21 protein-coding genes are annotated in these 26,031 nt (G+C 46.3%); 13 read left to right on the top strand and 8 right to left on the bottom strand.

Translation table 11 applies throughout. The features are described from left to right. Nucleotides 1–40: 40 nt before the first annotated feature. From phnX to phnW, 3 genes are all read right to left on the bottom strand, one after another. Complete coding sequence (gene phnX, locus L1076_RS04560) at nucleotides 41–880, bottom strand: phosphonoacetaldehyde hydrolase (protein WP_237303237.1); 840 nt, start codon at nucleotides 878–880, stop codon at nucleotides 41–43. Nucleotides 881–970: 90 nt separating this feature from the next. Further along, a complete protein-coding gene (locus L1076_RS04555) occupies nucleotides 971–2,350 on the bottom strand; it encodes an aspartate aminotransferase family protein (protein WP_237303236.1) in 1,380 nt (459 codons plus the stop codon). A 26-nt stretch (nucleotides 2,351–2,376) separates the two neighbouring features. After that, entirely contained in the window at nucleotides 2,377–3,480 is a 1,104-nt protein-coding gene (phnW, locus tag L1076_RS04550; RefSeq protein WP_130546470.1) for a 2-aminoethylphosphonate--pyruvate transaminase, read from the bottom strand. A 266-nt stretch (nucleotides 3,481–3,746) separates the two neighbouring features. Between phnW and L1076_RS04545 the strand changes: the two genes are divergently transcribed. The 5 genes from L1076_RS04545 (at nucleotide 3,747) to L1076_RS04525 (ending at nucleotide 11,117) form a co-directional block, all read left to right on the top strand. Beyond that, the gene (locus tag L1076_RS04545) at nucleotides 3,747–4,757 is read left to right on the top strand and encodes a putative 2-aminoethylphosphonate ABC transporter substrate-binding protein (protein WP_005384363.1); all 1,011 of its coding nucleotides are present in this window, start codon (nucleotides 3,747–3,749) and stop codon (nucleotides 4,755–4,757) included. A gap of 1,834 nt (nucleotides 4,758–6,591) precedes the next feature. Then, the gene (locus tag L1076_RS04540) at nucleotides 6,592–7,698 is read left to right on the top strand and encodes a putative 2-aminoethylphosphonate ABC transporter ATP-binding protein (protein ID WP_237303235.1); all 1,107 of its coding nucleotides are present in this window, start codon (nucleotides 6,592–6,594) and stop codon (nucleotides 7,696–7,698) included. 8 nt (nucleotides 7,699–7,706) lie between these two features. After that, complete coding sequence (locus tag L1076_RS04535; protein WP_237303234.1) at nucleotides 7,707–9,431, top strand: putative 2-aminoethylphosphonate ABC transporter permease subunit; 1,725 nt, start codon at nucleotides 7,707–7,709, stop codon at nucleotides 9,429–9,431. 9 nt (nucleotides 9,432–9,440) lie between these two features. Continuing rightward, nucleotides 9,441–10,145 (top strand): phosphonate utilization transcriptional regulator PhnR, encoded by a 705-nt coding sequence (phnR, locus tag L1076_RS04530; protein WP_005442366.1) that lies wholly within the window; start codon nucleotides 9,441–9,443, stop codon nucleotides 10,143–10,145. A 66-nt stretch (nucleotides 10,146–10,211) separates the two neighbouring features. Next, a complete protein-coding gene (locus L1076_RS04525) occupies nucleotides 10,212–11,117 on the top strand; it encodes an EamA family transporter (protein ID WP_045409532.1) in 906 nt (301 codons plus the stop codon). Nucleotides 11,118–11,184: 67 nt separating this feature from the next. Here L1076_RS04525 and L1076_RS04520 read toward each other — a convergent pair whose 3' ends face one another. Both L1076_RS04520 and L1076_RS04515 read right to left on the bottom strand, forming a co-directional pair. Continuing rightward, nucleotides 11,185–11,736, bottom strand: coding sequence for an outer membrane beta-barrel protein (locus L1076_RS04520; RefSeq protein ID WP_237303233.1), 552 nt, complete (start codon nucleotides 11,734–11,736; stop codon nucleotides 11,185–11,187). Between the two features lie 36 nt (nucleotides 11,737–11,772). Continuing rightward, nucleotides 11,773–12,678 carry a VirK/YbjX family protein gene (locus L1076_RS04515; protein ID WP_042599931.1) on the bottom strand — a complete coding sequence of 302 codons (906 nt, stop codon included), beginning with the start codon at nucleotides 12,676–12,678 and terminating at the stop codon, nucleotides 11,773–11,775. 472 nt (nucleotides 12,679–13,150) lie between these two features. Between L1076_RS04515 and L1076_RS04510 the strand changes: the two genes are divergently transcribed. The 6 genes from L1076_RS04510 (at nucleotide 13,151) to L1076_RS04485 (ending at nucleotide 19,879) form a co-directional block, all read left to right on the top strand. Next, nucleotides 13,151–13,510: a DUF3316 domain-containing protein gene (locus tag L1076_RS04510; protein ID WP_038868241.1), complete on the top strand. Its 360-nt coding sequence runs from the start codon at nucleotides 13,151–13,153 to the stop codon at nucleotides 13,508–13,510. 257 nt (nucleotides 13,511–13,767) lie between these two features. After that, complete coding sequence (locus L1076_RS04505) at nucleotides 13,768–15,168, top strand: FAD-dependent oxidoreductase (protein WP_237303232.1); 1,401 nt, start codon at nucleotides 13,768–13,770, stop codon at nucleotides 15,166–15,168. Nucleotides 15,169–15,281: 113 nt separating this feature from the next. After that, nucleotides 15,282–16,406, top strand: a complete 1,125-nt coding sequence (locus L1076_RS04500; protein WP_237303231.1) for a M14-type cytosolic carboxypeptidase — start codon at nucleotides 15,282–15,284, stop codon at nucleotides 16,404–16,406. A 613-nt stretch (nucleotides 16,407–17,019) separates the two neighbouring features. Beyond that, nucleotides 17,020–17,985: an outer membrane beta-barrel protein gene (locus tag L1076_RS04495; protein ID WP_237303230.1), complete on the top strand. Its 966-nt coding sequence runs from the start codon at nucleotides 17,020–17,022 to the stop codon at nucleotides 17,983–17,985. A gap of 119 nt (nucleotides 17,986–18,104) precedes the next feature. Further along, nucleotides 18,105–18,974 (top strand): LysR substrate-binding domain-containing protein, encoded by an 870-nt coding sequence (locus L1076_RS04490; RefSeq protein ID WP_237303229.1) that lies wholly within the window; start codon nucleotides 18,105–18,107, stop codon nucleotides 18,972–18,974. Nucleotides 18,975–19,093: 119 nt separating this feature from the next. Beyond that, the gene (locus L1076_RS04485; protein ID WP_237303228.1) at nucleotides 19,094–19,879 is read left to right on the top strand and encodes a phosphotransferase; all 786 of its coding nucleotides are present in this window, start codon (nucleotides 19,094–19,096) and stop codon (nucleotides 19,877–19,879) included. Here the strand turns inward: L1076_RS04485 and L1076_RS04480 are convergent. Further along, a complete protein-coding gene (locus L1076_RS04480; RefSeq protein ID WP_237303227.1) occupies nucleotides 19,876–20,766 on the bottom strand; it encodes a LysR family transcriptional regulator in 891 nt (296 codons plus the stop codon). The genes L1076_RS04485 and L1076_RS04480 overlap by 4 nt on opposite strands. A gap of 209 nt (nucleotides 20,767–20,975) precedes the next feature. Between L1076_RS04480 and L1076_RS04475 the strand changes: the two genes are divergently transcribed. Together L1076_RS04475 and L1076_RS04470 are read left to right on the top strand one after the other, a co-directional pair. Next, nucleotides 20,976–21,215 carry a hypothetical protein gene (locus L1076_RS04475; protein WP_009705043.1) on the top strand — a complete coding sequence of 80 codons (240 nt, stop codon included), beginning with the start codon at nucleotides 20,976–20,978 and terminating at the stop codon, nucleotides 21,213–21,215. 224 nt (nucleotides 21,216–21,439) lie between these two features. Continuing rightward, nucleotides 21,440–22,711 (top strand): Nramp family divalent metal transporter, encoded by a 1,272-nt coding sequence (locus L1076_RS04470; RefSeq protein ID WP_038868255.1) that lies wholly within the window; start codon nucleotides 21,440–21,442, stop codon nucleotides 22,709–22,711. Between the two features lie 81 nt (nucleotides 22,712–22,792). Here the strand turns inward: L1076_RS04470 and L1076_RS04465 are convergent, their stop codons facing one another. Next, the gene (locus tag L1076_RS04465; RefSeq protein WP_237303226.1) at nucleotides 22,793–24,268 is read right to left on the bottom strand and encodes an MFS transporter; all 1,476 of its coding nucleotides are present in this window, start codon (nucleotides 24,266–24,268) and stop codon (nucleotides 22,793–22,795) included. 373 nt (nucleotides 24,269–24,641) lie between these two features. Beyond that, a complete protein-coding gene (locus L1076_RS04460) occupies nucleotides 24,642–26,012 on the bottom strand; it encodes an L-serine ammonia-lyase (protein ID WP_042604894.1) in 1,371 nt (456 codons plus the stop codon). Nucleotides 26,013–26,031 lie beyond the last annotated feature (19 nt).

Here is a 26,031-nt window from a genome sequence, read left to right as displayed (position 1 = left end):
CCAAAAAGAAAAACGCCCCTTACGTGAGGGGCGTTTGTTTTCACTTATTGGTGGAAGATGAAGATTTCGGACGCTCACCTGCTGCTAGGCGACGTTCGATATCTGCCACCACTTCTGGGAAGTCAGCAATGGTGTCGATGAGGTAATGCGGCGAGCTCTTTAGCAATTTTGCACGCGCTTTTTCACGAGCGGCATTAAGTGTTGCTTCGTCCGCAGCTTGGTATTCTTCAAACGTTAGACCCGCTTCGTTACCAGAAAGCAGCAAACCAACGGTCCACATACCGGCGTTGTGACCTTCATCGATGCCCGGTGCTGCGTCATCCACTTTGATACACGCATTAACGTCCGTTACATTCAGTTCAATCACGTTCTTCAGTGCCATAAATGGTGCTGGGCGACCACCTTGAGGCAGGTCATCCGTTGCTACTACGTAATCCGGTTTGTAGCCGTAATCCGCCGCCACTGGAATCAATACGTCCATCACTTCGCGAGGGTAACCAGAACAAGAACCGATCTTGATGCCTTTGTCTTTCAGGCCGTTCACAACTTCAATCGCATTAAGGATTGGGTCTGCATGGTCTGCCACTTTTGCTTTTTGCAGAGGCATGAATGCTGCGTAGATAGTGTCGATGTCTTCGCTGGTCATTGAGCGACCAAACTTCTCATTCCAACGCTTATCAACCGCAGGGATGCGACCCACAGCTTGGATGTGATCCCACTTACCAAGTCCCATTGGCTCGCGCGCTTCCTCAAGATCGATATCGAAATCAAAGCCTTGTTTGAACGCTTCCACAAAGATACTAGTCGGTGCAAAAGAGCCGAAATCGACGATAGTGCCAGCCCAGTCAAAGATCACTGCTTGAATTGGTGAGTTGCTCATGTTCAATCCTTTTTCTTGCTTGCTAGAGCGCTTGCCTACACGTTGGAACCGCGCTCTGAATAAATTGGTTTTTGTTGAGGTCTATTGACCCTAAAAGTAGTTAAAGTCTTTGCACACTTTGGCGATGGCTTCTTCGAAAATTGCCAACGCTTCTGTCAGTTGTTCGCGAGTGATAATCAGCGGTGGGCTGAGCTGAATCACGTTACCTTGCGATACCTTGAAGCTCAAGCCGTTGTTGAGGCATTGGTACAGCACAGCTTCCGCTTCGTCATACGCGCGTGCTTTGCTTTCGTGGTCAGTGACCAGTTCAATGCCCCACAACATGCCGATGCCACGTACATCACCAATTACAGGGTACTTGGCTTTCATCTCTAGCAGCTTTTCACGCATGAACTGGCTGTCGGCTTTGGCTCTATCTAGCAAGCCGTCTTGCTCAATAGCTTCCATGGTTGCTAGTGCTGCAGCACAACCGATAGGGCTTTTCTCATGAGTGTAATGACCCATGGAGATTTGCTCGGCAGTGTTGTATTTGTCTTTAGTTACCATGGCTGCGATAGGCACTAAGCCTCCGCCCAAGCCTTTACCGATACAGAGCATATCTGGCTCGATGTCGTAGGCTTGGTAGGTAAACCATTCACCGCTGCGACCCATGCCGTTAGGGATGTCGTCGATGATCAGCATGACATTGTGTTTGTCACAGATTTCGCGGATGCGTTTCCAGTAGGCTTTACTTGGCACTTGAACATCTGTGTTGCGAACCGCTTCTGCGATAAACGCGCCCACGCCGCCTTCTTTCTCAATCACGTATTCGAGGTAATCGGCGTAATGCACATCGCTGCTGTCCGCAACTGGGAAAGCACCACGGTAAGATACGGCTGGTGGAATGCGTTCAACACCTGCCATTAATGGTCCCATACCTTGGCGGAAACACGCTTCGCCGCCCACTGAGATGGCATCCAACGATGCGCCGTGGAAGGAATCCCACAGAGACACCACCTTGTAGTTGCCTGTGATGTGGCGTGCTAGTTTAAGCGCCATGCCAACCGCAGATGTGCCACCCGGAGCAAACAACACGCGGTTCAATTCACCGCCACAGATTTGGGTGAGCTTTTCAGCACATTCAATCGCGGTCTCGTTGGTAAAACGACGTGGCGAAAACGGCAGTTTGGCAATTTGCTCTTGCACACGTTTAATCACATGTGGATGACCATAGCCTAGCTGGTGGACGTTATTGCCATGAAAGTCCATGTACTTTTTGCCGGTAGCATCTTGGATATAGATGCCTTCTGCTGCTTCCAAGGTATCTAAGCAAGGCGTCGACATGGCTTGATGAAGAAAGACCTGCGAATCACGCTTCAACAAGGCTTGCGTGCGTTCATCGTCCATCGATGCATTCCAAGCTTGGCGCGCTGGTGTCGTGTTGACATCACCTTCGCTGCGGAAATGAGTCGGTTTGATATTCTGAGTCATAATGCGCTCTCAATCAGAAGGCTGCTTTACGCAACTTGCCAGTACATTGCTTTTTCAATCGCACCGATTAAGCGCTCGATATCTGCTGGGTAAACTTCGCCAATGTTGCCGATACGGAAGCAATCTGCATTCGATACCTTACCCGGATAGATCACGAAGCCCTGCTCTTTCAAACGTGTGTAGAACGCTTTGAACTGGTAATCACTGTGCGTCGGAGAGTAGAAAGAAGTGATGATTGGCGAATGAAGGTCATCACTCAGTAGTGGCTCAAACCCCAGAGAACGCATTCCTGCAACCAGTGTTTTCTGGTTAGTTTGGTAACGGTGATGACGCGCTTCAATGCCGCCCTCTTGTTCCAGTTCTAACAAGGCTTGGTAGAAAGCGCGAACCGTGTGCGTTGGAGACGTGAAACGCCATTTGCCGTGGTTCACTTCCATGCACTGCCATTGGTCGTACAGATCAAGGCTTAAAGAACGTGCCTGACCTTGGCACTTTTCAAGCTCAGTTTGTTTTGCAATCACAAAGCCAAAGCCCGGAACGCCTTGAATACATTTGTTTGCAGAGCTGATCATAAAATCGATGCCTAGCTCAGCAATATCGATAGGAATGCCACCAAAGCTCGACATGGCATCGAGAATCACTACTTTACCGTGTGCTTTTGCCGCAGAAGCAAACGCCTCAATTGGGTTGAGCATGCCAGTGGTTGTCTCGCAATGAACAATCGCCACGTGTGTGATCGCAGGATCCGATGCCAATGCAGTTTCCACCTCGTTCAAGTGTGGCTGTGATGTTTCGCCAGGGGAAACTACATGGCATGGAATATTTAGGTAATCAGCGATCTGAGCGATACGCGCACCGTAAGCACCGTTGTCGACAACCAACAATTTTCCATCTTTGCCAATGGCGCTGCCAATCGTCGCTTCTACTGATGCGGTACCGCTACCTTGCATTAGTACGCTGGTGTAGCCGTTTTGCTCCGTCGCCAGTTTTACAAGCTTAGTGCGGATCACTTCTACAATGTCTTTGTTGTATTCATCATCCCAAGTACACCAGTCTTTTAGCATGGCTTCACGTACTGTTTCAGAAGTAGATAGAGGACCTGGAGTCAGTAGTAGGTATTCGTTTTTCATCTCGATTTCCATCAGAATAGGCTAATTGGTCTACACCAAATTTCAAGTTCACTCTAGCGAGGAAGAAAAGGGCAGTAAATAGACGAATCTCCAATTTCATAAAACTTTAATATCCAGAAAATGACGGATCAATTGAACGATTATTCAGCGCAAATTTTCGTAAAACTGCCATTTAATGGTCATGAATTCGTCACAAAGGCTCAGTAGGGTGTATATCGTCAACTGGTACAGACCAAATGAAAACTTGGCCAAATTAACTGGAGAAAATGATGAAAAACCGTTTGATGAAAGGATCGCTGGCTGCACTTGTCTCTCTGCTAGCTACGAATGCAATGGCAGCACAGGAAGTCACGGTTTACACCGCTTTCGAAACTGACATTCTTGCGAAATACAAGTCTGCGTTTGAGAAAGATAACCCAGATATCAAGATTAAGTGGGTTCGCGATTCAACCGGTATCATGACGGCGAAATTGCTGGCAGAAAAGAACAACCCTCAAGCGGAAGTGGTTTGGGGTCTTGCTGGCTCGTCAATGGCACTGCTTAAAGATGAAGGTCTTCTTAAGCCTTACACACCAAAAGGTTTGGAAGAGCTGCACGCGAACCTAAACGACCCTCAATCAAACCAAGCTTGGTTTGGTAACGATGCGTTCTTTAACGCAGTTTGTTTCAACGAAGCGGTAGCGAAACAACTTAACCTGCCTAAACCAACTTCCTGGGAAGACCTAACAAAGCCGGTTTACAAAGGTCACATTGCAATGCCGAACCCAGCTTCTTCAGGCACTGGCTACATGCAGGTTTCTGCTTGGCTACAAAACATGGGTGAAGATCAGGCATGGAACTACATGCGTGACTTAGACAAGAACATTGCACACTACACGCACTCGGGTTCTAAGCCATGTGTTCAAGCGGGCATGGGTGAAGTGGCTATCGGTATCTCGATGGCAAGCCGCGGCGCGAAGCTGAAAACACAAGGTGCACCACTCGCGGTTATCACACCTAAAGGCATCGGCTGGGAATCAGAAGCCGTTGGTCTAGTAAAAGAGTCTGATGCAGCGAAGCGCGTTGTCGACTGGTCCATCTCTAAAGCGGCAAACGAGCTTTACGTAGAAATGTACCCAGTGGTTGCACATAAAGAAGTGAAAGCGACAGTATCTAACTTCCCGAACGTTCAAGAGAACATGGCGAAGATGGACTTCGCGCAAATGGGCAGCAAGCGTGCAGAGATTCTAGCGGCTTGGTCTGAGAAGTTTGACGCGAAATCAGAGCCAAAGTCTTAATTGAATTTGCTTTGAGTTGAATGCTGAAATCCACCTCGGTTGAGGTGGATTTTTTGTTTTTGTAAGAGGCGAAAGTCAAAAGCCTTAAAGCAGCAACCCCACCTAACCTCCCCTTGACTTTAACTTCGAGGGACTGCAACAGTCACGCTGGTAAAGGGGAGGGACTAACTGTACTTGTTGCTTGTGATAGGGAAAGCATCAAAGTCTGTATAACGGGGGGCACTAAGCTCACCACGAAAAAGAAAACCCTCCCCCTTGATAACTACACTCAAATGCTTGGCAAACCGTGTCAAGAAAAGGGGGAGTTGGAGGGGGTTGGAAGCACCGAACCTAGCATTAAACCACCAACCCCACCTAACCTCCCCTTGGCTTTAACTTCGCGGGACTACAACAGTCATGCTGGTAAAGGGGAGGGACTGGTTCTGTATTCGCGGATAATTTAATTCACAATGCAACATCCAACGCGCTTCGAGTAGATTCTGAATACTCGCCTAGGCTCCTTCAGAATGACGTTGGGAAAGCACTGAGCTTACCGCTACAAAGAGCAGCTCTCCCCCTTGATAACCGCATTCAAATGCTTGGCAAACCATGCCGAGAAAAGGGGGAGTTGGAGGGGGTTGTAGGCACCGAACCTAGCATTAAACCACCAACCCCACCTAACCTCCCCTTGGCTTTAACTTCGGGGGACCACAGCAGTCATGCTAGTAAAGGGGAGGGACTGGTTCTACATTCACAGATAATTTAATTCACAATGCAATATCTAGCGCGCTTCAATTAGATTCTGAATACTCGCCTAGGCTCCTTCAGAATGACGTCGGAAAAGCGCTGAGCTTACCGTAGTAAAGAACAGCTCTCCCCCTTGATAATCACATTCAAATGCTTGGCAAACCATGTCGAGAGAAGGGGGAGTTGGAGGGGGGTGTAGGCACCGAACCTAGCGTTAAGCCACCAACCCCATCTAACCTCCCTTTGGTTTTTACTTCGGGGGACTACAGCAATCATGCTGGTAAAGGGGAGGGACTGGTTCTGCATTCGCGGATAATTTAATTCACAATGCAACATCCAACGCGCTTCAAGTAGATTCTGAATACTCGCCCAGGCTCCTTCAGAATGATGTTGGGAAAGCACGGAGCTCACCGTTACAAAGAACAGCTTTCCCCCTTGATAACCGAATTCAAATGCTTGGCAAATCATGTCAAGAAAAGGGGGAGTTGGAGGGGGTTGCAAGCACCTAACTCAACGTAAAACAACCCCACCTAACCTCCCCTTGGCTTTAACTGCGGGGGACTACAACCGTTATGCTGGTAAAGGGGAGGGACTGGTTCTGCATTGGTGGATAATTTAATTCAAAATGCAACATCCAACGCGCTTCAAGTAGATTCTGAATACTGGCCTAGACTCCTTCAGAATGACGTCGGGAAAGCACAGAGCTCACCACAGCAAAGAACAGCTCTCCCCCTGGATAATGACATTCAAATGCTTGGCAAAGCATGTCGAGAAAAGGGGGAGGGACTGGTTCGCATTGGCGGATAATTTAATTCAAAATGCAACATCCAACGCGCTTCAAGTAGATTCTGAATACTGGCCTAGGCTCCTTCAGAATGACGTCGGGAAAGCACAGAGCTCACCACAGCAAAGAACAGCTCTCCCCCTTGATAACCACATTCAAATGCTTGGCAAACCATGCTGATAAAAGGGGGAGTTGGAGGGGGTTGCAAGCGCAGAAACAAACCTCATCTCCCTTCATCTATTTGTCATCTTCTGGCTATAAATTTGTCATTGGAACGTAACACTCCAAAATTAAAGTTGGTATATACCATTTGGAGCGTGTGTTATGTCAACTAACCAACATTACCTAAATATCGAAAATGTAGTGAAGCAATTCGGACAGTTCACTGCATTAAAGAAAATCTCGCTAGCGATTGAGAAGGGCGAGTTTGTTTGTTTTCTTGGTCCTTCTGGCTGCGGTAAAACCACTCTGCTACGTGCCATTGCAGGTTTAGACTTGCCAACGTCTGGTGCAATCTTTCAAAACGGTCAAGAGACCACATTCCTACCACCAGAGAAGCGCGATTTCGGCATCGTGTTCCAATCTTACGCGCTGTTTCCGAACCTAACTGTGCAAGAGAACATTGCGGTGGGTTTGAAGAACCAAGGTATGTCGACCAAAGAAGCGCTAGAGAAAGTAGATCATTGGTTAGAAACCATTGGTCTTCCAACCTCTGGCGAGAAATTCCCTAACCAACTTTCTGGTGGTCAGCAGCAGCGTGTTGCTTTGGCTCGTGCATTGGCGCTATCTCCGGGTCTACTGCTACTTGATGAGCCGCTGTCAGCGCTGGATGCAAAAGTACGTGTTCACTTACGTGATGAGATTTGCAAGCTGCAACGTAAGCTGGGCATCACCACCATCATGGTTACGCACGATCAGGACGAAGCATTATCGATGGCGGATCGTATTGTGGTGATGAACCATGGCGTGATTGAGCAAGTTGGCACACCTCAAGAAATCTACCAACAACCAGCAACGCGCTTTGTCGCTGAGTTTGTCGGCAGCATGAACTTTATTGAAACCTCAGCCGCAACGGACTCCCAAGTACGCATTGCAGAAACCTTGATGCCAGCGCCAAGCTTGACTAATCGTAAGATCCAACGTGGTGACCGCTTCGACCTTGCGGTGCGTCCTGAAAGCATCAAGTTCGTTGAAAACTACACCAATTCTTTACCTGTGCGAGTGACGGCTACCGAGTTTTTGGGGGCGTTTTTCCGCATTGATTGCGTATTGCAAAACGACAGCTCGACGAAAACCATCGTCGTGGATGTGCCCGTGGAAACGGTTCAAAAACTCAATATCAAAGCGGGCGATGTACGTTACATCCAGTTTGCTGAAGAAGGGCTGCATGGTTACGCCGTGCCCTCGGTTGATAAAGCGCTAGCGGCGTAGGTGTAAACATGGATGCGAAGACAATGACGATGAATAGCCTGACTACACAAGACAAAGCAAAATCCTTACTCGGACGTGTTAGCCGCGACAACCTTGTGTTGTTCGGTTTGCTCGCTGGTTTGTCGACCATGATGGTGCTGTTCATCTTAATGCCGCTTTGGGCAATGTTGACCAAGAGTGTGCAAAATGCCAATGGCGAATTCGTTGGTTTGGCCAACTTTGCGACGTACTTTTCTTCTTCAAGCTTGTGGGTGTCGGTGGGAAACACCTTCACTTTGGGCGTGATTGTGACCTCGGTAGTGGGTGTGCTTGCGTTCGGTTATGCCTACGCGCTGACTCGTTCATGCATGCCGTTTAAAGGTTTGTTCCAAATCCTAGGCACTGCGCCAATTCTTGCGCCTTCGCTGTTACCAGCGATCAGTTTGATCTTCCTTTTCGGTAATCAAGGCATTGCCAGAGAGATGCTGTTAGGAAACTCGATTTACGGCGTGATTGGTATCTCGATGGGTTTGATTTTCTGGACCTTCCCTCATGCATTGATGATTTTGACTACTTCGCTGCGCACTTCAGATGCCCGTTTGTATGAAGCTGCCCGCGCACTTAAAACATCGCCCATCAAAACCTTCTTTATGGTGACGCTACCTGCGGCGAAATACGGTTTGATCAGTACGCTTATCGTCGTCTTTACACTGGTTATCACGGACTTTGGTGTGCCGAAAGTGATTGGTGGCAGCTATAACGTTCTGGCGACTGACATCTTCAAGCAAGTGGTGGGACAGCAAAACTTTGCCATGGGTGCGGTAACCAGCATTATGTTGTTATTCCCTGCGGTAATGGCGTTCGGTGCAGACCGCTGGGTACAGAAAAAACAAAAGAGCTTATTCGACACACGTTCAGTGCCTTATCAGCCAGAACCCAACAAAGCGCGCGACAGCATTTGTTTGGTTTACTGCAGCATCATTTCTATCGCAGTGTTGGCGGTTTTGGGTATGGCGGTGTATGGCTCGTTAGTTACATTCTGGCCTTGGAACAAAGCGCTGACGCTAAATAACTACAACTTTGCCGAAATGAGCACTTACGGTTGGAGCCCATTCTTCAACTCACTAACACTGGCTGGTTGGACGGCAGTTATTGGTACAGCCATCATCTTTGTCGGTGCTTACTGCATTGAGAAAGGGCGTGCGTTTGGTCCAATTCGTCAGGTGATGCAAATGCTTAGCGTGGTGCCAATGGCGGTACCGGGTATGGTGCTTGGCTTGGGTTACATCTTTTACTTCAACGATGCGAACAATCCTCTGAATGTGCTTTATGGCACCATGGCGTTCTTGGTGATTAACACGGTAGTGCATTACTACACAGTGGGTCACATGACCGCCCTGACAGCGCTAAAGCAGTTGCCATCGGAGATTGAAGCCACAGCAGCATCGGTGAAGCTTCCTCAATACAAGTTGTTCTTTAAAGTGACATTACCTGTGTGTTTACCTGCGATTTTGGACATTGCGACTTACTTGTTTGTTAATGCATTGACCACCACTTCTGCGGTAGTATTCCTTTACTCAACTGATACGATTCCGGCTTCGGTCTCAATTCTGAATATGGACGATGCAGGTCAAACTGGCGCTGCAGCAGCGATGGCTGTGATGATCATGATTGCTGCCGCAATTGCGAAGATTGTTCAGATGACTTTGGGTAAATTGTTAGAAAATCGCACACAAGCTTGGCGCAAAAGATAAGGACACTTCGTGCAATACGTAAAAATTAAAGATTCGATTGTTGAACAGATTGAAGCGGGCATGCTATCGCCGCGTCAAAAACTGCCAGCAGAGCGTAAGTTGGCGGAGTCGTTCGATACTACACGCGTCACTCTGCGTGAAGCTTTATCACTGCTAGAAGCGGAAGGTCGAATCTATCGCGAAGATCGCCGAGGTTGGTTTATCTCACCTGAGCCATTGCGTTACGACCCAACCCAAACGCTAAACTTCCCGAACATGGCGAAAGCGCAAAATCGTGTGCCAAAAACGGAGTTGGTTGCAGCAAAAGGGACGTTGGCAAACAAACAAGCGGCGCGTTTGCTGGACTTGCAGCCTTTCTCGGATGTGTATCGAGTTGACCGTGTGCGATACCTTGAAGATAGACCTGTGGTGTTCGTAACAAACTACATTCGCCCAGAGCTGTTTCCGAACCTGTTGGACTACGATTTATCAAATTCACTGACGGACATTTACCGCGATCATTATGGCGTGACGTATCAAAAGATTCGCTACCGCATTTCAACCAGCACTTTGTTGGGGGAAATGGCTCAGGCACTGCGCGCGACAGCTGGCACTCCCGCGATGGTGGTGGAGCGCATCAACTATAACCAGCACGGTGAGTTGATTGATTGCGATATCGAGTATTGGCGACACGATGCCATCAGCATTGAATCTCTGGCGGAACTCAATCGCTAAGTGGATTTTCTCATCATCTAAGGCTCCATCTCGGGGCCTTTATTTTATTCAAACAGGAACATTGAAATGGATTTGTTGGCGATTGGTCTCGTCGTTTTTTCTGCTGTTCTCCATGCGGGTTGGAATATCCTTGGCAAAAGCAACTCAGGCTCTGGACTCGCGTTTACTATGGCGTCCAGCTTTTCTGCATGTGCCATTCTTACCCCTTATTTGATTTGGTATTTGGCGACCATTGGCTGGACATCATTACCGAGTGAATTTTGGGGATTGCTGTTCATTAGCGGCATTTCACAAATGGTCTATCTAGTCGGTTTGATTGTCGCTTATAAGCACGCAGACGTGGGTGTGGTTTATCCGATTGCTCGGGCACTGCCTGTGATGATGGTCGGCGCAATCAGTGTGGCTCTGGGGCATGAATTATCTAGTCAGCAGTGGTTTGGATTCTTGTTGATTACCCTTGGTTGTATGCTGGTACCACTGACGAATTTTCGTCAGATGACATTGGGTTCTTATCTGAATGTTGGTGTGTTCTGGGCATTGATTGCCGCAATAGGCACAACGGGTTACTCGGTGGTCGACAAAGAAGCGCTGAGTTTACTCACAGGACAAGCATCAGAGATCTTGAATGATCAGTACAGTGCGATCTTTTACTTGGGTGTACAGTTTTGGGCGATAGGTATTCCAACCCTTGTGTGGTGCTTGGTTACGGGCAAGCCAGATGAGATTAAGACCGCGTGGCAGATCCGCAAAACCGCCAGCATGGCAGGGGTAATGATGGCATCCACCTACGGCTTGGTGCTGTTTGCGATGACCATGACAGACAACGTGAGTTTGGTGGTGGCACTAAGGCAAATCAGCATCGTGTTTGGATTGTTTATGGGGATTTGGTTTCTGTCTGAGAAATGGTATCTCACCCGAGGGCTTGGGGTTACTTCTATCGTGGCGGGGATCATTCTTGCGCTGACGAACTGACTCATATTGATGAAAGAAAAAGGCAGCGACTCAGGCCATCGCTGCCTTTTTGTTTATTTGGATGGTGTTAGAAGCGAACTTGAGCGCCAAACATCACGCCGCCAGAATCAAAATCGCGGTTTTTGGAATACGCGTATTCCGCATTTAAACCAAGGTGTTTGTAACTCCAGCCAATACCAGCCGCGGCTTCTCCGCCGATGCTCGACTCTTCGATATTTCGACTCTGCCCGTTTACTTTATAGGTGTACTCTAGTGTGTAGGCGGTGACGCCAGCTTTGCCGTACAACTCAAACCCTGCCCCAAGTGGATAGCTCGCATAGCCACTTAGCCTAGGCCCAGAAAAGCTGGTATCCGTAACCTCAGAAATTGGGCTGACAAGTATCGAGCCGATACCGTCAAAAGCGCCTTTAAAACCCGCTTCGATACCAATGTTTTGCGTTAGCATGTATCGGTAGTAAACCTCACCGAGGAACATATCGCCGGACTCTTCGCTTGTTGGAGCATCGTAATTGACAACGCCGTAACCTAAATTTGTACCAACAATGTGTTTATTGGTTGTTGCGTGCACTGACAAAGAAAAAGTCGACAACACCAAAGCCGTCACGAGTGAATAACGCATGTGACTTTCTCCTTAGTTCTTTGGCTTTTTAGCCTTTTAGTTTCTTAGTACTTGTTCGAATGTGGCTTTGGTGTTGTCTAGCCATTCATAACGACGACGATACATCGAGCGTTTTGAGCGAGACATATCTTCGATATCACGTCTTGGGGCATTCACCGCAAGGGAGTAGAAGTTCCGGTCGAACTCTATCCCGCCCAACTCTTGCCAGAGTGCGTCATAGTCGGTTTTGATTCGTCCTTTGCTGTAGCGTCGCGCGGCGTAAGTGTGGGAGTCGGTTTTGACCGCCAAAATTGTTTCTACACCCCAGATTTGCGCCAGAATAGTCAGTAAACTCACCATCAGGCTTTTTGGACGTTGACCGTAAAGTTTACGTGTTAGCTTTTTGATTTTTGCGCTGCTGGTTTCATTACTGCGTGGACCTTGTAAGCCGCCAATCATGATGCAACGAGCGCCATTCTCGTGCCCGAGCGTAAAAGAGATAGTGTAAAAGTTTCCGTCTTCTTCGCTATGTAATACCAAGCTCATCTCACCTTCTTTTTGGTAGCGAGCTTCATAAACAAGTCGAACCGTATAGAGGATCTCATCAATCTCAAATGTCATCAGAGTTTGGCCTTTAGCATCGGTATAGATTTGTTCAATCAGCTCTGAAGAGAGCAGCTTCGACACCGTATTGTAGTGATCAACCACAAGTTCAGAGCGATCGATTGCTGGGCTATTTTTGATGATGTAAGGACGAAACGGCTTTTCTAAGAAACGATGCGTACGAGAACAAAGCATCTCTAGAAGTGACGCCTCAATATTGTCCGCCAGATAGTTGAATGACTTGCGATAGAACAGTGCACGCGCGATAAACTTAGCGCGGTATGTCCAAATAGGGTGATAGATCTCAGCGTACTCGTCTGAGTAAATGGTTTTGCTGTGATGAAGGATAGATTTATTCATGTCATTTCACTCCAGACTGGCTTTTCGGCGAGCCTAAGTTCGTTATCTGTGCAGTGCCTTGTTGGTCATGGTCGAAAAACACCAAAAGATAAAGAGGACGCCGAGGCATCAAAAGGTGGTGTTCTGGTGTCAGACGCAGTGCCATTACGATCGTTTTGAACGGTGTTCGTTTTTGCAGGATTCTAAGAGAAAAGGGGCAAGAGGTATTGTATGGCTTGGTAAGGGAGTGTCATGGCTGAGTGGCAAAGTAGCCATAAAGGTTTCTTTATAACTATTTAGTGACTGCTTTTTAAGATATTTTTATTATGAATAATAAATGGCAGTTTTATGCCTTACGTTTAATTAAAAATAACTTGAAAAATAATTGAATGTTTTTTGAAATTAATTTGACGAGCTAAAGGTCTCTATACGTAACCTACATTCATCGAGTATTTGGAACTCGATATTTTAAAAGGTAAGTAAGGAGCATATTATGAAACGTTTAATCTCTCTAGTCAGTCTTATCGTATTAACTGCCACTCCTGTCGCGGCATTCGCTGGTGGTTACCAATGGACGAATAACAGCAAAACGATCCAAGGTAATGTTGTGGATAGTAAGCAAGCTGCCTACGACATGGGCTTTGAAATGATTAAAAACTACCAAAGCAAGTCTTCTAAAGAGCTACGAGATGAGTTTAAGAGTGCATTTGATATGGTAGACCGTCAGTCGTTTTCCATTACTAATGCAAAAGTTACCGTTGATGAGTTTCTTCAAGATAACGGTCAGATTGCCTATCAACCAATATTGAATGTGAAATATGAATACCGCATGCGTGAGCCAGGTAATCGTTAATACATCTACTCGCTAGCAAAATATTTTGTTTTCAATATTATCGTTGCCATATATTTATTCTTATTGAATTTGGGGAGTTTTGCTCCCCTTTTTTATTATTTAAATATACATAATTATGGTGAATGAAATAAATAACTAATTTAGGTTTAATATTTTCTAACGCTCAGCGTCAGTTTTTCTAGCTCGTTGATGATTTGGATCGTTTGTAAAGTGGCAACAAAGCAACATTGTATGCGCACACTTACAAAGGATACGTAATGACTCACCCTTCATATTGGTTTAAGCAAGCGCTTGAAGCCGAGCAACCAGAAACCGCCAAACCACTTCAACAAAATATCCAAGCTGATGTCGCCATTGTTGGTGGTGGATACACTGGGCTCTGGACGGCAATCATGATCAAGCAACAATCGCCGGAGAAACACATAATAGTGGTTGAAAAAGGCTTGTGCGGTAGCGGTGCTTCCGGGGCTAATGGCGGTTGCATGCTGACATGGTCGACTAAGTTCCCTACATTAAAGCGTTTATTTGGTGAAGAACACGCAGCGTGGTTGGTGAAGGAATCGGAGCAAGCGGTATTGGAGATTGACGAATTCTGTCAGCAGTACAATATCGATGCGCAATTGTCGTTAAAAGGCGTCTACTACACGGCAACCAATCAGTCTCAGACGGGGGGAATGCAGCCAGTGGTAGACGAGTTAAAGCGTCTAGATGTGAACAGCTGGCGCCGCTGTCAATCTGAGGAATTGCGTGCCAATGCAGGATCGCCGCGCAATATAGAAGGCTTTCACTCTCCGGTTGCAGCCAGTGTTCAGCCTGCTTTGTTGGCGAGAGGATTAAGACGCGTCGCAGTGGAGTTGGGTGTTGAGATCTATGAGAACACGCCGATGACGCGTTTAGATTATGGAAAACCTGCTACTGTTTCTACACCTAAAGGGAATATTCAAGCGCAGCAGGTGGTGTTGGCATTAAACGCTTGGATGGTGGAGCAGTTTAAGCAATTCAAAAGCAGTATCGTGGTGGTTTCTTCCGACATGGTGATCACCAAACCGCTTGGTGACGCGCTGACTCAATCTGGTTGGCAGTCAGGTTCTAGCGTGTTGGATTCACGTATCTTCGTCCACTATTACCGAGATACGCCAGATGGCCGTTTGATGTTGGGGAAAGGCGGCAATCAGTTCTCTTTCAACAACCAAGTCAACGCGATGTTCAACAAGCCAACGCGCTATCAAGAGCTACTGCGTAAGTCGTTCGATAAGCTGTTCCCGCGTTTGAAAGGATCAGAGTTCGCTTATTCATGGACGGGTGGTTCAGACCGCTCTGCTACTGGCTTTCCATTCTTCGGTGAGTTAGATAACCAAAGCAATATCTTTTATGGCTTTGGTTATTCGGGTAACGGGGTAGCGCAGACTCGAATGGGTGGAAAGATCTTATCTTCATTGGTATTGGGAATCGAGAATGAATGGATGAAAAGCGGTTTAGCCAAAGGGCCGTTGGGGCACTTCCCGCCAGAGCCATTCCGATGGACGGGAGCAATGATGGTACGCAACGCGGTACGTCGAAAAGAGGAAGCAGAAGATAGCGAGAAAACGCCGTTCATCTGGGATAGGTGGCTAGCAAAACTCGCGGGACCAGCAGGCAAAGCGGATAAGCTCGACTAAACTGAATATTTTGATCGCAAACGGATAGGGAAGAAGTGAAAGTGTTAGAGGCACCTCTTCCCTTTGTGTTAGCCTCAGTCTTTCAAGCTCAGATGCAAAAGGTGAGTAATAAAATGAAAGTATTCAGCAACTTTGACAGCGGCAGCATTCACGTAGTGAAAGCGGACGACAAAAACGACATCCAACTCAAAATTCCTAACGACAACATGTCGGAATTCTACCAGTGGTTCCACTTCCGTCTAGAGACAGAAGCCGAGCAATCACACACCATCAAACTTCTCGATCTTGCGAAATCGGCTTACCCAGAAGGCTGGCAGGGTTACGACGTGGTTGCGTCTTACGATCGTGAAGAGTGGTTCCGAGTACCGGCAGAGTTCGATGGCGACACGCTGACTTTCACTGTTATCCCTGAGCGCAGCTCAATTTACTTCGCGTACTTTGCTCCTTACACGTACGACCGTCACCTAGACCTGTTACACATGGCACAAAGCGCGCATCACTGCCAACTAGAGACGCTTGGCCATACGCTAGATGGCAATGACATGAGCTTGCTTACTTTCGGTGAGCCAGAAGAAGGCAAAAAGAAAATCTGGATGATTGCACGTCAGCACCCAGGTGAGACGATGGCAGAATGGTTCATGGAAGGCATGATCCAACGTCTGCTCGATGAGAACGACACGGTTGCGCGCGCACTACTTGAAAAAGCAGTACTCTACGTTGTACCAAACATGAACCCAGACGGCGGTGTGCGTGGGCATCTACGTACTAACGCGGTTGGCGTAAACTTAAACCGTGAATGGCAAACGCCATCAATGGAAAAGAGTCCTGAAGTCTTCTTGGTTCGTGAGCGAATGCTAGAAACAGGCGTGGATATGTTCTTAGATATCCACGGTGATGAAGCTATCCCTTACAACTTCGTGGCGGGCTCTGAAGGTATTCCTTCTTATGACGAAGGCATGGCTGAATTGGAAAGTGCGTTTAAACAAGCACTTCTGACTATTACACCAGAGTTCCAAGACGAGATTGGTTACGATAAAGATGAGCCGGGCAAAGCGAACCTAACCGTTGGTTCTAACTGGGTTGCTGAGCAATTTAAGTGCTTGTCTTACACCATCGAGATGCCATTCAAAGACAATAATAACCATCCCGACCCACTTTACGGCTGGTCTCCGGAACGTAGTGTGCTGTTTGGCCAAGATATATTGGCGGCAACGTTGGCGGTTTCCGACAAGATTTAAAGCAATTAGTTCACAGCCTGCTTTTTGTAGGCTGTGTTTTTTGTGCGTTTTTTCCTACCTCAATGTCTGGTGACTGTAAATTTTTTCGCCAATAAAAACAAAAAACCTTCAGTTTCTGGTGCTTATGTGGCTATCGATAAAAAAAACTAATCGTCACGATAAGAAATCTAATTTATGAAAGCGAAGGTTGTTCTGTTAAAGTCTGTTTTGAGATTTATGTCACAAAAGTTATCTCATCTCAATCATTTAGCAATCTTATGCTTTAGCGCCCTTTGTAGGCACAGTAGCTTAAAATAAAATATAGCTGCTATGTACTATTGCGCCTAGCTTAGGATAATTCGCATTTTGGTGTTCTGTTTTTGGAACGATTTGTCCGTTTTGTTTGTGCTCTGAATCATTCGGAATGCGCCAAACAATCGGAGGTTCGTTTCGGATCTGAGCTCTGAGAAAAATGCTTGAAGATAAGTGCTCATTCCAGATGTCTGATGACGTTTTGATTGAGACCAATGGCATAGTTTTTAATCACTCGAAACAGTGTAGGTTCTGACTTGCGTGATGGCAGCTGTATAGTTGTGGATAGTAGTCGGGTCGCCTTCGCATTAAAGGTAAAATAATGAAAAAAATCGCTCTTGCAGTGGCTACCATTCTAGCTGGTGGCGTAATGTCGAATGTTGCTCTTGCTGATACTTACGTTGGCGGTAAACTAGGTTACAACGCACTAAACGACACTTGTCACCTTGACGCTCCATGTGATGACGATAGCTTCGCAGCTGGCATGCACATCGGTTACAACTTCAACGAATACGTTGCTGCTGAATACGGCGTTGATTACCTAGGTAACTTCACAGCTAACTTCAACAAAGCTGGTCTAAACACAGTAGATGGCGACCTATGGGCAATCACTCTTGCTCCTAAGTTCAACCTACCACTAACAGATTCTTGGAACCTATTTGCTAAAGTAGGTGCTGCATACATGATGGCTGGTGACGAGAAAGATTTCGTACCAACTGGCTCTCTAGGTGCTGAATACCAAATCAACTACAACTGGAGCCTACGTGCTGAGTACCAACGTTACCAAGATATGTCTGACGACATCATCAACGATATGGACGCAGACTTCTTCGGTATTGGCTTCAACTACAAGTTCGGTTCTGAGCCAGTAGTTCAAGAAGAAGTCGTTGAAACTCGTCCAGCGACTCGCATCGTTGAAAACGAGTACCCAGCTCAAACTACAACTCTACAGTTCGGCCTAGAAAGTGCAGAAGTACAAGATGCATCTTCTCTAAACGGCACTGTTGAGCTAATGAACACTTACCCACAAGCTCAAGTTGAAATCACTGGTTACAGTGACACAACAGGTTCTGAAGCTTACAACCAAGAGCTAACTGAGAAGCGTGCACAAGCAGTTGCTGACCAGTTCCAAGCTGAAGGTATCGCAGCAGACCGTATGACTGTTAAAGGTATGGGTGAAGCGAACCCAGTAGAAAGCAATGAAACTCGTCAAGGTCGTGAAGCGAACCGTCGTGTAGAAGTTGTTGTTCCTGCGTTCCAATACCAAACTGAAGAAGCTGCTCAATAATTCTTTATTGAATTAGCTACTTTGAAAGCCAGCGTCTAACGCTGGCTTTTTTGTATCCTTTCATTTATCTGTCACAGCCCCGTCATAGTATTTTCTTACTTGTTCGCGTGGAGCCTGACATGCAAAACTTACCACCTTTAAATTCCCTTAAAGCGTTCGAAGCTACAGCACGCTTGCAAAGCTTTACCAAAGCGGCAGAAGAACTCAATGTCACACGTGCTGCCGTCAGTCAGCAAGTGAAATCCTTGGAAGTTTATCTCGATGCGACCTTGTTTGAGCGCAATGGAGCTAAGCTACTTTTGACACAAGCCGCACACGATTATTTGCCTGTCGTTAGTCATGTATTTCAAAGTCTTTCTGTGGCGACTCTGCACTTGTTCTCACGTCAAAGGCACACTCAATTAACCTTACATGTTGCACACAGTTTTTGTGTCCAGTGGTTGATACCACGCCTAGCCGATTTTCATCGTCAGTACCCTGACATTCGGTTTAAGATTTCGACGACGGCCAATGCTGTACCGAGTAGCAGCGATATTGCTGATGTCGAAATTATCAACGGGTATGGGAACTGGCAATCAAAACAAGCTGTAAAGTTGACGGATGAAAACTGGATTGTGGTAGCCAGTCCTGGCTTCTTACATCTCAACCCAATGTCGAATTTGTCTGAATTGGCACATACTGCCAAGCTGGCGACGAGTGGGTATCAGGAAACATGGCAATCTTGGTTTGCTTATCATGGTTATCAAGGGAGACTGGCTCCAATGGTCGCAGAATTCGAGCACTCTTTATTATCGATTGAAGCGGCGGTGAATCAGTTAGGGGTATTATTGGTCAGAGACTTCTTGGTTGACGAACATCTGCGACAAGGAAGCTTGGTTCGCATAGGAGAGTGGTCCATGCCGAGCCGTGGTGCGCATTATATGATGGTCAAACAAGGAGAAAAACCACATGTTGACGCGTTTACCAAATGGTTATTGAACAGTTTATGATATGGGTTAACTCATTGACCTAAGCCGCTCGAGGTTACTTGGGTATAATGGTATAAAGCGAATACGTTTCAAGTCGTCGTTACTCATGAGCGGTTTGCTCGACTTTTCAAGGAGGGGTCATGGAAACGTTACAAGGTGGCCGAGAAGGGGCTATTTATCGTAAAGGAGACTTGGTCAGTCGACCTGCAAGTCTTTGGACCATAACCATTCATCAATTGCTTCATCATCTTCATGCCAACGGTTTTCATGCTTGTCCTAAAGCGGTGTCAATTGAAGGTGGAAAAGAGTTGCTGACCTTCGTCGATGGAGAAAGCTATAACTATCCTTTGCAGGGAGAGATTGCTTCGCTCTCGGCTCTTACTTCCGCAGCAAAACTGCTCCGACAACTGCATGATGCTTCTCAACACTTCCTTTCCAGACATCAAGATGAAGTTTGCCATTGGATGCTGCCAACTCGCTTGCCACACGAAGTCATCTGCCATGGCGACTTTATGCCCTATAACGTTGCGTTAAAGGATGGCGCTGTCGTGGGCATTTTTGATTTTGATACGGCACACCCAGCTCCAAGAATTTGGGATGTGGCTTTTTCAGTCTATGGTTGGGCGCCATTTAAGACCGATGAAAATGACAAAATGGGCACGCTTGAAGAGCAGATTAAACGAGCAAAGCGTTTCTGTGACGCCTATGGTTGTTCAAGGTTAGAGCGAGAAGAACTGGTGGATACGATGACGCTGCGTTTGACTGCACTGGTAGACTTTATGCGTACGTCTGCTGCCACTGGCGATGCGCAATTTCAAGCGAATATGGATGATTGCCACCATACGGCTTATTTACAAGACATTGAGTATCTTAAGAAACATCACCAAACGATCACACTCGGTGTGTTAGGTGAAGCACCGTTTTAATCGGGTTTTGAATGCTTCGCGATGATCGTTTGGATGACATTGAATAGCCATTGATTTTGCGGGTCATGCTGCTGAGAGCGACGGCAACTCATAACAAAGCTAACACCCAACTCCAACCCGTTTGGTAAATCTATACTACGGCAACTTTCTGGAACATTACCGCTCATGGTGATCCCAAAATGATCGGTTTGCATGATGATGCTATGAATCATTGCGGGGTGCTCCACTTCCACTTTGGGCGTGACATCGAAACCAATGTTCTTTAAACGATCGAGCAATGGGTATTTATGATCATTCCACCCCGGCGTTTTGAACAGTAGTAAGGCGTAGTCACTTAATGATTGGAATTCTCGTGCTGGATGGTCGTTTCGCACAAAGAACACCGCTTTTCCTTTCCCCAATTCTTTCTGAGCGATTGACTGAGGTAAGTCTTCATCAAAGTAGTGAATTGCAATAGCGTTTTCACCATCGATGATTCGATTACGGGCATCTGCTCCCCACCTTAAAAACGCATATCTCGCGTTAGGTGCTTGCTTGATAAGTTCAATGTACAGTTTGTCGCCAAAGCGATCCCAGAACAGGGTATTGGCGTAAATGGATACTTCACCAGTAAAGTGAGTGGGTGAAAACTCTTGTGGTTTGATGGCATCCACGCTTGCTAGAATCTGCTCAAAATGAGGCATGTTGGCTTCGACAAACGAGGTCGGCTCAAAGCCATTTTTGGTTTGAATGAACAAAGGATCGTCCAGTTGCGCTTTCATCTTGGTTAAGTTCTTACTGATGGCACCTGAGGTTTTCCCCATCGATTCTGCCACTAAACGAACATTACGCAGCTCATACATGCGCTTTAATACCAAAACGTTTTGCATATCCAGATTCATTGTCATTCTTTTACTCCAGCCAACGTTGCCACGGCATCATAACTCCGCCTGTCATAAAAAAAGACAGGGGATGGTCAATTCTAAGTTTATGGCAGAAAAGCATTTTTTGACCGAGGATTTCCATTTGGTAAATTCGGGTTTTCCTCGTGCTACTTTGGAACTGTTGCTACAGTTTCTTCATCGAAACGATGTACCACAAATAATCGAGGTGACGTATGAAAAAACTAATCGCACTAGTAGGCTTAATGGCTTGTTCAATGAATGTAGCATTCGCTGGCGATGGCTCATACACGGGTACCATTGATATGGCTACTAGCCAAACAAACCAAGTTAATGTGGAGCGTGCGGATTCTAACCTGACTCTTAAAGGTCGTAATGACGCTACTTACGGTGGTGTGATGATTCAAACAGACGCTTCTAACCAACCGATTCAATTGCGCGGCCGTCGCGACTAAGTAATCGAAACCATCCCCCGCTTTCAATGCCGCGTCTAACGCGGCATTGTTGTTTTTGGTCGATGGCAAGCCAAATTCAACAGAAATCTTTGATAGCTTTTGTTTATCGATAATTAAAAATTAATTGTTGAAATCTTAATTACCGTTTTTGTGTACCTAAATGATATTGATTCTCATTTGAGTGGGCGTATGATTCTTCTCATCGACTAGAGAGGAATATCGTCATGAGTAATGTATCGATAAATAATGCATCCATACATTTAGATGCCGCCACAACATCAAAAGTTTCGGCATTCAACAAAATCAAACGCAAAATGCTGATGTTAGGCCCGGCGTTTATTGCCGCGATTGGTTACATCGACCCAGGCAACTTTGCGACAAATATTGAATCAGGATCTTCATTTGGTTACCAGCTACTTTGGGTAGTGCTATGGGCGAACCTAATGGCGATGTTGATTCAGTATTTATCCGCCAAGCTAGGTATCGTTACAGGCAAAAATCTAGCGGAGCATCTACGTGACCACTTACCAAATAAATGGGCGGTAGGCTTCTACTGGATCCAAGCTGAAATCATCGCGATAGCGACAGACCTTGCCGAGTTTATCGGTGCAGCAGTCGGCTTTCAGTTGGTGTTTGGAATTAGCTTAATGGAAGGAGCGATGATCACTGCGGTAGCAACCGTGATGATTTTGATGCTTAACCAGAAAGGTCAAAAACCGCTAGAAGTCGTGATCGGTTCACTTTTGATGTTGGTGGCGGTTATCTACATTGCTGAACTGTTTTTTGCGCACCCTGCGGGCGGTGAAATGGTGAAAGGTTTGCTGACTCCAACCTTTACGGATTCACATCAAATCTATCTTGCTGCGGGTATTCTAGGCGCGACTGTAATGCCTCACGTGATCTATCTTCATTCTGCACTGTTCAAAAACAGCTATGGCGAAAGCACCAAAACTCGCCTTCGCACCACTCGCTTTGATGTGTTGATTGCGATGGTAATTGCAGGCTTTGTGAATATCGCAATTGTGGCGATGGCTGCTGCCGTGTTCCATTACTCAGGCAACCAACATGTGGCGGAAATTGAAACAGCGTACATGACGCTAACGCCATTGGTAGGTAAAGCCGCATCTGTGTTGTTTGGTGTTTCGTTGATTGCTTCAGGCTTGTCTTCTACCGTTGTTGGCACAATGGCAGGTCAGGTGGTGATGCAAGGCTTTGTCCGCTTCTCTATTCCAATGTGGGTACGACGCTTTATTACTATGGCACCTTCGTTTGTGGTGATTGGTTTAGGTATGAACACCACCGATATCTTGGTGATGAGCCAAGTGGTGTTGAGCTTTGGTATTGCGTTGGCGATTATCCCATTGCTTATCTTTACCAACAGCGAACGCTTGATGGGTGAGTTCAAAAATAACAAATGGGTCTCTTATGTCGGTATGGTTATCGTTACTTTAGTACTCGCACTCAACGGTTATCTGATGGTTACTTTAACCGCTTAATGATTTCTCTATCCTTCTTCTTTGTCGATAAAAAAACGGAAGCCGCTTGGCTTCCGTTTTTCGTTTGCTGCTGAGAGAGAATTAGTTTTGCTCAACCACTTCCAATTCAGCTTCACTTTGTTTTGCTGCTTCAAGCATCTTACGAATGATGAATGACGCGCCCAAGGCAATCGCAACCATCACAACCGCTAGGATAGTCAGCAGTTGGAAGTATTCGCCGTAAACGTGTTGTACGATCTCTTGGGTGATCTCTTGGCCTTTCTCTAGTGCGATAGACGTAGAGAACGCAGCACCAACGATACCACTTAGTGCGATTGCTACAGAGAACAAGCTTACTGAGAAGTTTTCGATGTGCTTAGGTGCCACAGATAGAATGAACGCAACTACCATTGAACCTACGATAACTTCCGCAATTGCTTGGAAGAAGTGAATCGCTAGGAAGATTTCAGGCATGATGATAACGTCTTCGCCAACAGTCGTTACCGCGAACGTTAGGATGCCGAATGCGATAGCGGTTAGCACGAATGCCAATGCAATCTTAGTCGCGGTTGATAGGTGAATATCACGTTTTTCTAGCATGCCAAAGAAGCCAGCAACGATAGGGCCACCAACCATACACCATAGTGGGTTCATCGCCATTGCTGCTTCAGGCTCTAGTGGGATGAAGCCAAATAGAGAACCTTTCAGAGTGTTGATCGCTACCATGTTCATTGAAGTCATCATTTGACCGTAGTAAACGAAGAAACACGTGGTTAGGAAGGTAACGATAAGGATAGTACCCATCTTCAATGATTCTGCTTTGCTTACTTTCAACATCAAAGAAACAAAGTAAAGAATCGCTGCACCGCCGATGGCGTAAACGATGTTTTGACCGATATCCATGTTAGAGAACATGAAGAATACCAGTGCAATCATCGCCGCTGAGATAATCGCGAAGAAAATCCAGTTCTTCATGCTTACGCTTTGACGATCCAGATCAGAAGCAACGCCAACCAAGCCTTTGCGGAACACAAGTAGCATCACCAATGCTGCACCAGCCATCACTGCTGAAATAGTGAAACCACCATTAAAGCCGATGATAAGCACAATCATAGGGAACAAGTATTGGCCTAGGAAAGCGCCCACGTTGTTCACTGAGTAGTTAATTGGGTAGCCTTTCTCGAAGTCTTCTTGTGACTTAAAGGTACGTTTGTACAAGCTAGGGTAAGAAGGAGACATTAAACCACGGCCGTAACTTGCTAGCGCGATACCACACATTGAAAGCGGTACGTTGGTTGCCGAAGCACCAAGAACAAGCAGTACGTAGCCAGATGCGAATGCTAAGAAGGCAATCGATAGAGAGCGGTAAGCACCTAAAAATTTGTCAGCGATAAAGCCGCCAGCAATCGCAAATAGAGGGCCAATCGCCGAAAAGGCACCCACGATCATCATGGTATCAGCTTCGTTGTAATTCAGATCCTCTAAGAAAAAACGCGTCAGACTGACTAACACGCCATAAAATGATAAGCCAAACATCATTTGGCAGAACATCATAGATTTATTTAGTTTATTCCACATAATTAAATACTCACTATTGCGAGAAAGGTAGTTATTATTTCTGTTAAATGTTACTTAAACGCTATGTTACATATTGAAACAATTGTCGCATAAACTGAATTTAATGCACTAAAATTTCTAATGCGAAACGTTTGCCTCACTAATGTGTTGTTCTAGATCAACTAGAAACTATGTGAATAAATGACCCAAAAGTAACAATTTATAAGATGATTGTTCTCATATGGTTTTTAAGGTTTTGAAAAGTCGTTGAAATAATAAACAGACGGGAGAGTTTGAGTAAATAAGGTGGTTTTTGATAAGAAAACAGGCGTTGGCGGAATTTTATCCGCCAACAATGAAAAATATTAATTAGCAAAAACTGATATAAAGTATGCTATTCGCATGGTGGGGCCATATGAATCACCGCGAGTCCACCAAGTGAGGTCTCACGATATTTCTTGTTCATGTCTTTGCCCGTCTGGTACATGGTTTCGATAACTTTATCTAATGAAATAAGGCATTTGCTGGTGCGTTTCAGTGCCATGCGTGATGCGTTAATGGCCTTCATCGCGCCCATCGCGTTTCGCTCAATACACGGCACCTGAACCAAACCACCAATCGGGTCACAAGTCATGCCAAGCGAATGCTCCATGGCGATTTCTGCGGCAATACAGATTTGCTCATTACTGCCTCCACGCAGTGCCGTTAAGCCTGCGGCCGCCATCGAAGACGATACCCCGACTTCGCCTTGGCATCCAACCTCTGCTCCTGAGATGGAAGCGTTGGTTTTGTACAAGATGCCAATCGCCCCCGCCACGGCTAAGAAGTCTTTCAATTGCTTGTTATCGAGCTCCTTAATAAAGCGGTGGTAGTACATAAGCACGGCAGGAATAACACCGGCAGCACCATTGGTTGGTGACGTCACTACTTGACCACCTGCAGCATTCTCTTCACTCACTGCGAAAGCAAACAGGTTAATCCAATCCATGATCTCCATTGGATCGTTCTCTACTGCTGCATTGGCTTCGAGCTTTTTGAGTAGGTTTGGCGCTCGGCGCGTGACGTTCAACCCGCCTTCGAGAATGCCTTCGGTATCAAAGCCTCGTTGCATGCACAGCGACATCACTTTCCAGATCTGTTCGGCTTTTTGATCGATCTCTTCCTGTTCGCGAAAAGCCAATTCGTTTTGTAGGATCATGCCTCCTAGACTGAGGCCATTGAGCTCTGCGTTTTCCAACATTTCGTCGGCAGAAGAAAACGGAAAGCGTACTTCAACTTGAGCATCATTGCTGCCGTGTTCCAGTTCCGCTGCCGTAGCAATAAAGCCACCACCAATAGAGTAGTAAGTTTCAAACGCCACCTGATCACCAGAAGCATCATAAGCCGTGATGGTCATGCCATTTTCATGAAGAGGAAGGTTATCACTGTGGAAGACAATATCGTGATCATAGCTAAACACGATCTCATGAACACCTGCAACCGAGAGTGTGCCATGTTCAATGGTATGCTGTAGCGCCGCTTTTGCACTGGTCATTTTAATGGTATCGGGTTTATTGCCCATTAAACCAAGGACGGTAGCGCGGTCCGTATGGTGGCCTTTGCCAGTCAGCGATAAAGAACCGTAAAGGTCAACTTGCACCTTGTGCACTTTCGCCATAGAGTCGCTAAGTAATTGAGTGAAATGGTAACCTGCGAGCATTGGGCCATTGGTGTGGGAGCTAGATGGACCGACACCGACCTTAAAAATATCGAAAATCGACAGCATAATTGACTTCCTTTCTCTA

The sequence above is a fragment of the Vibrio sp. MMG023 genome, assembly GCF_021654215.1.
GTDB classification, from domain to species: Bacteria; Pseudomonadota; Gammaproteobacteria; order Enterobacterales; family Vibrionaceae; genus Vibrio; species Vibrio jasicida.
Note: the sequence above shows the minus strand (reverse complement) of the source record. Positions and strands in the feature narration are given on the sequence as shown.

Bases quoted from the DNA above. Each gene is read 5' to 3' on its own strand.
- L1076_RS04510 (WP_038868241.1), top strand. From the start codon at position 13,151: ATGAAACGTTTAATCTCTCTAGTCAGTCTTATCGTATTAACTGCCACT.
- L1076_RS04500 (WP_237303231.1), top strand. From the start codon at position 15,282: ATGAAAGTATTCAGCAACTTTGACAGCGGCAGCATTCACGTAGTGAAA.
- L1076_RS04505 (WP_237303232.1), top strand. From the start codon at position 13,768: ATGACTCACCCTTCATATTGGTTTAAGCAAGCGCTTGAAGCCGAGCAA.
- L1076_RS04490 (WP_237303229.1), top strand. From the start codon at position 18,105: ATGCAAAACTTACCACCTTTAAATTCCCTTAAAGCGTTCGAAGCTACA.
- L1076_RS04485 (WP_237303228.1), top strand. From the start codon at position 19,094: ATGGAAACGTTACAAGGTGGCCGAGAAGGGGCTATTTATCGTAAAGGA.
- L1076_RS04540 (WP_237303235.1), top strand. From the start codon at position 6,592: ATGTCAACTAACCAACATTACCTAAATATCGAAAATGTAGTGAAGCAA.
- L1076_RS04495 (WP_237303230.1), top strand. From the start codon at position 17,020: ATGAAAAAAATCGCTCTTGCAGTGGCTACCATTCTAGCTGGTGGCGTA.
- L1076_RS04520 (WP_237303233.1), bottom strand. From the start codon at position 11,736: ATGCGTTATTCACTCGTGACGGCTTTGGTGTTGTCGACTTTTTCTTTG.
- L1076_RS04515 (WP_042599931.1), bottom strand. From the start codon at position 12,678: ATGAATAAATCTATCCTTCATCACAGCAAAACCATTTACTCAGACGAG.
- L1076_RS04475 (WP_009705043.1), top strand. From the start codon at position 20,976: ATGAAAAAACTAATCGCACTAGTAGGCTTAATGGCTTGTTCAATGAAT.
- L1076_RS04535 (WP_237303234.1), top strand. From the start codon at position 7,707: ATGGATGCGAAGACAATGACGATGAATAGCCTGACTACACAAGACAAA.
- L1076_RS04480 (WP_237303227.1), bottom strand. From the start codon at position 20,766: ATGACAATGAATCTGGATATGCAAAACGTTTTGGTATTAAAGCGCATG.
- phnX (WP_237303237.1), bottom strand. From the start codon at position 880: ATGAGCAACTCACCAATTCAAGCAGTGATCTTTGACTGGGCTGGCACT.
- L1076_RS04545 (WP_005384363.1), top strand. From the start codon at position 3,747: ATGATGAAAAACCGTTTGATGAAAGGATCGCTGGCTGCACTTGTCTCT.
- L1076_RS04465 (WP_237303226.1), bottom strand. From the start codon at position 24,268: ATGTGGAATAAACTAAATAAATCTATGATGTTCTGCCAAATGATGTTT.
- L1076_RS04470 (WP_038868255.1), top strand. From the start codon at position 21,440: ATGAGTAATGTATCGATAAATAATGCATCCATACATTTAGATGCCGCC.
- L1076_RS04460 (WP_042604894.1), bottom strand. From the start codon at position 26,012: ATGCTGTCGATTTTCGATATTTTTAAGGTCGGTGTCGGTCCATCTAGC.
- L1076_RS04555 (WP_237303236.1), bottom strand. From the start codon at position 2,350: ATGACTCAGAATATCAAACCGACTCATTTCCGCAGCGAAGGTGATGTC.
- phnW (WP_130546470.1), bottom strand. From the start codon at position 3,480: ATGAAAAACGAATACCTACTACTGACTCCAGGTCCTCTATCTACTTCT.
- L1076_RS04525 (WP_045409532.1), top strand. From the start codon at position 10,212: ATGGATTTGTTGGCGATTGGTCTCGTCGTTTTTTCTGCTGTTCTCCAT.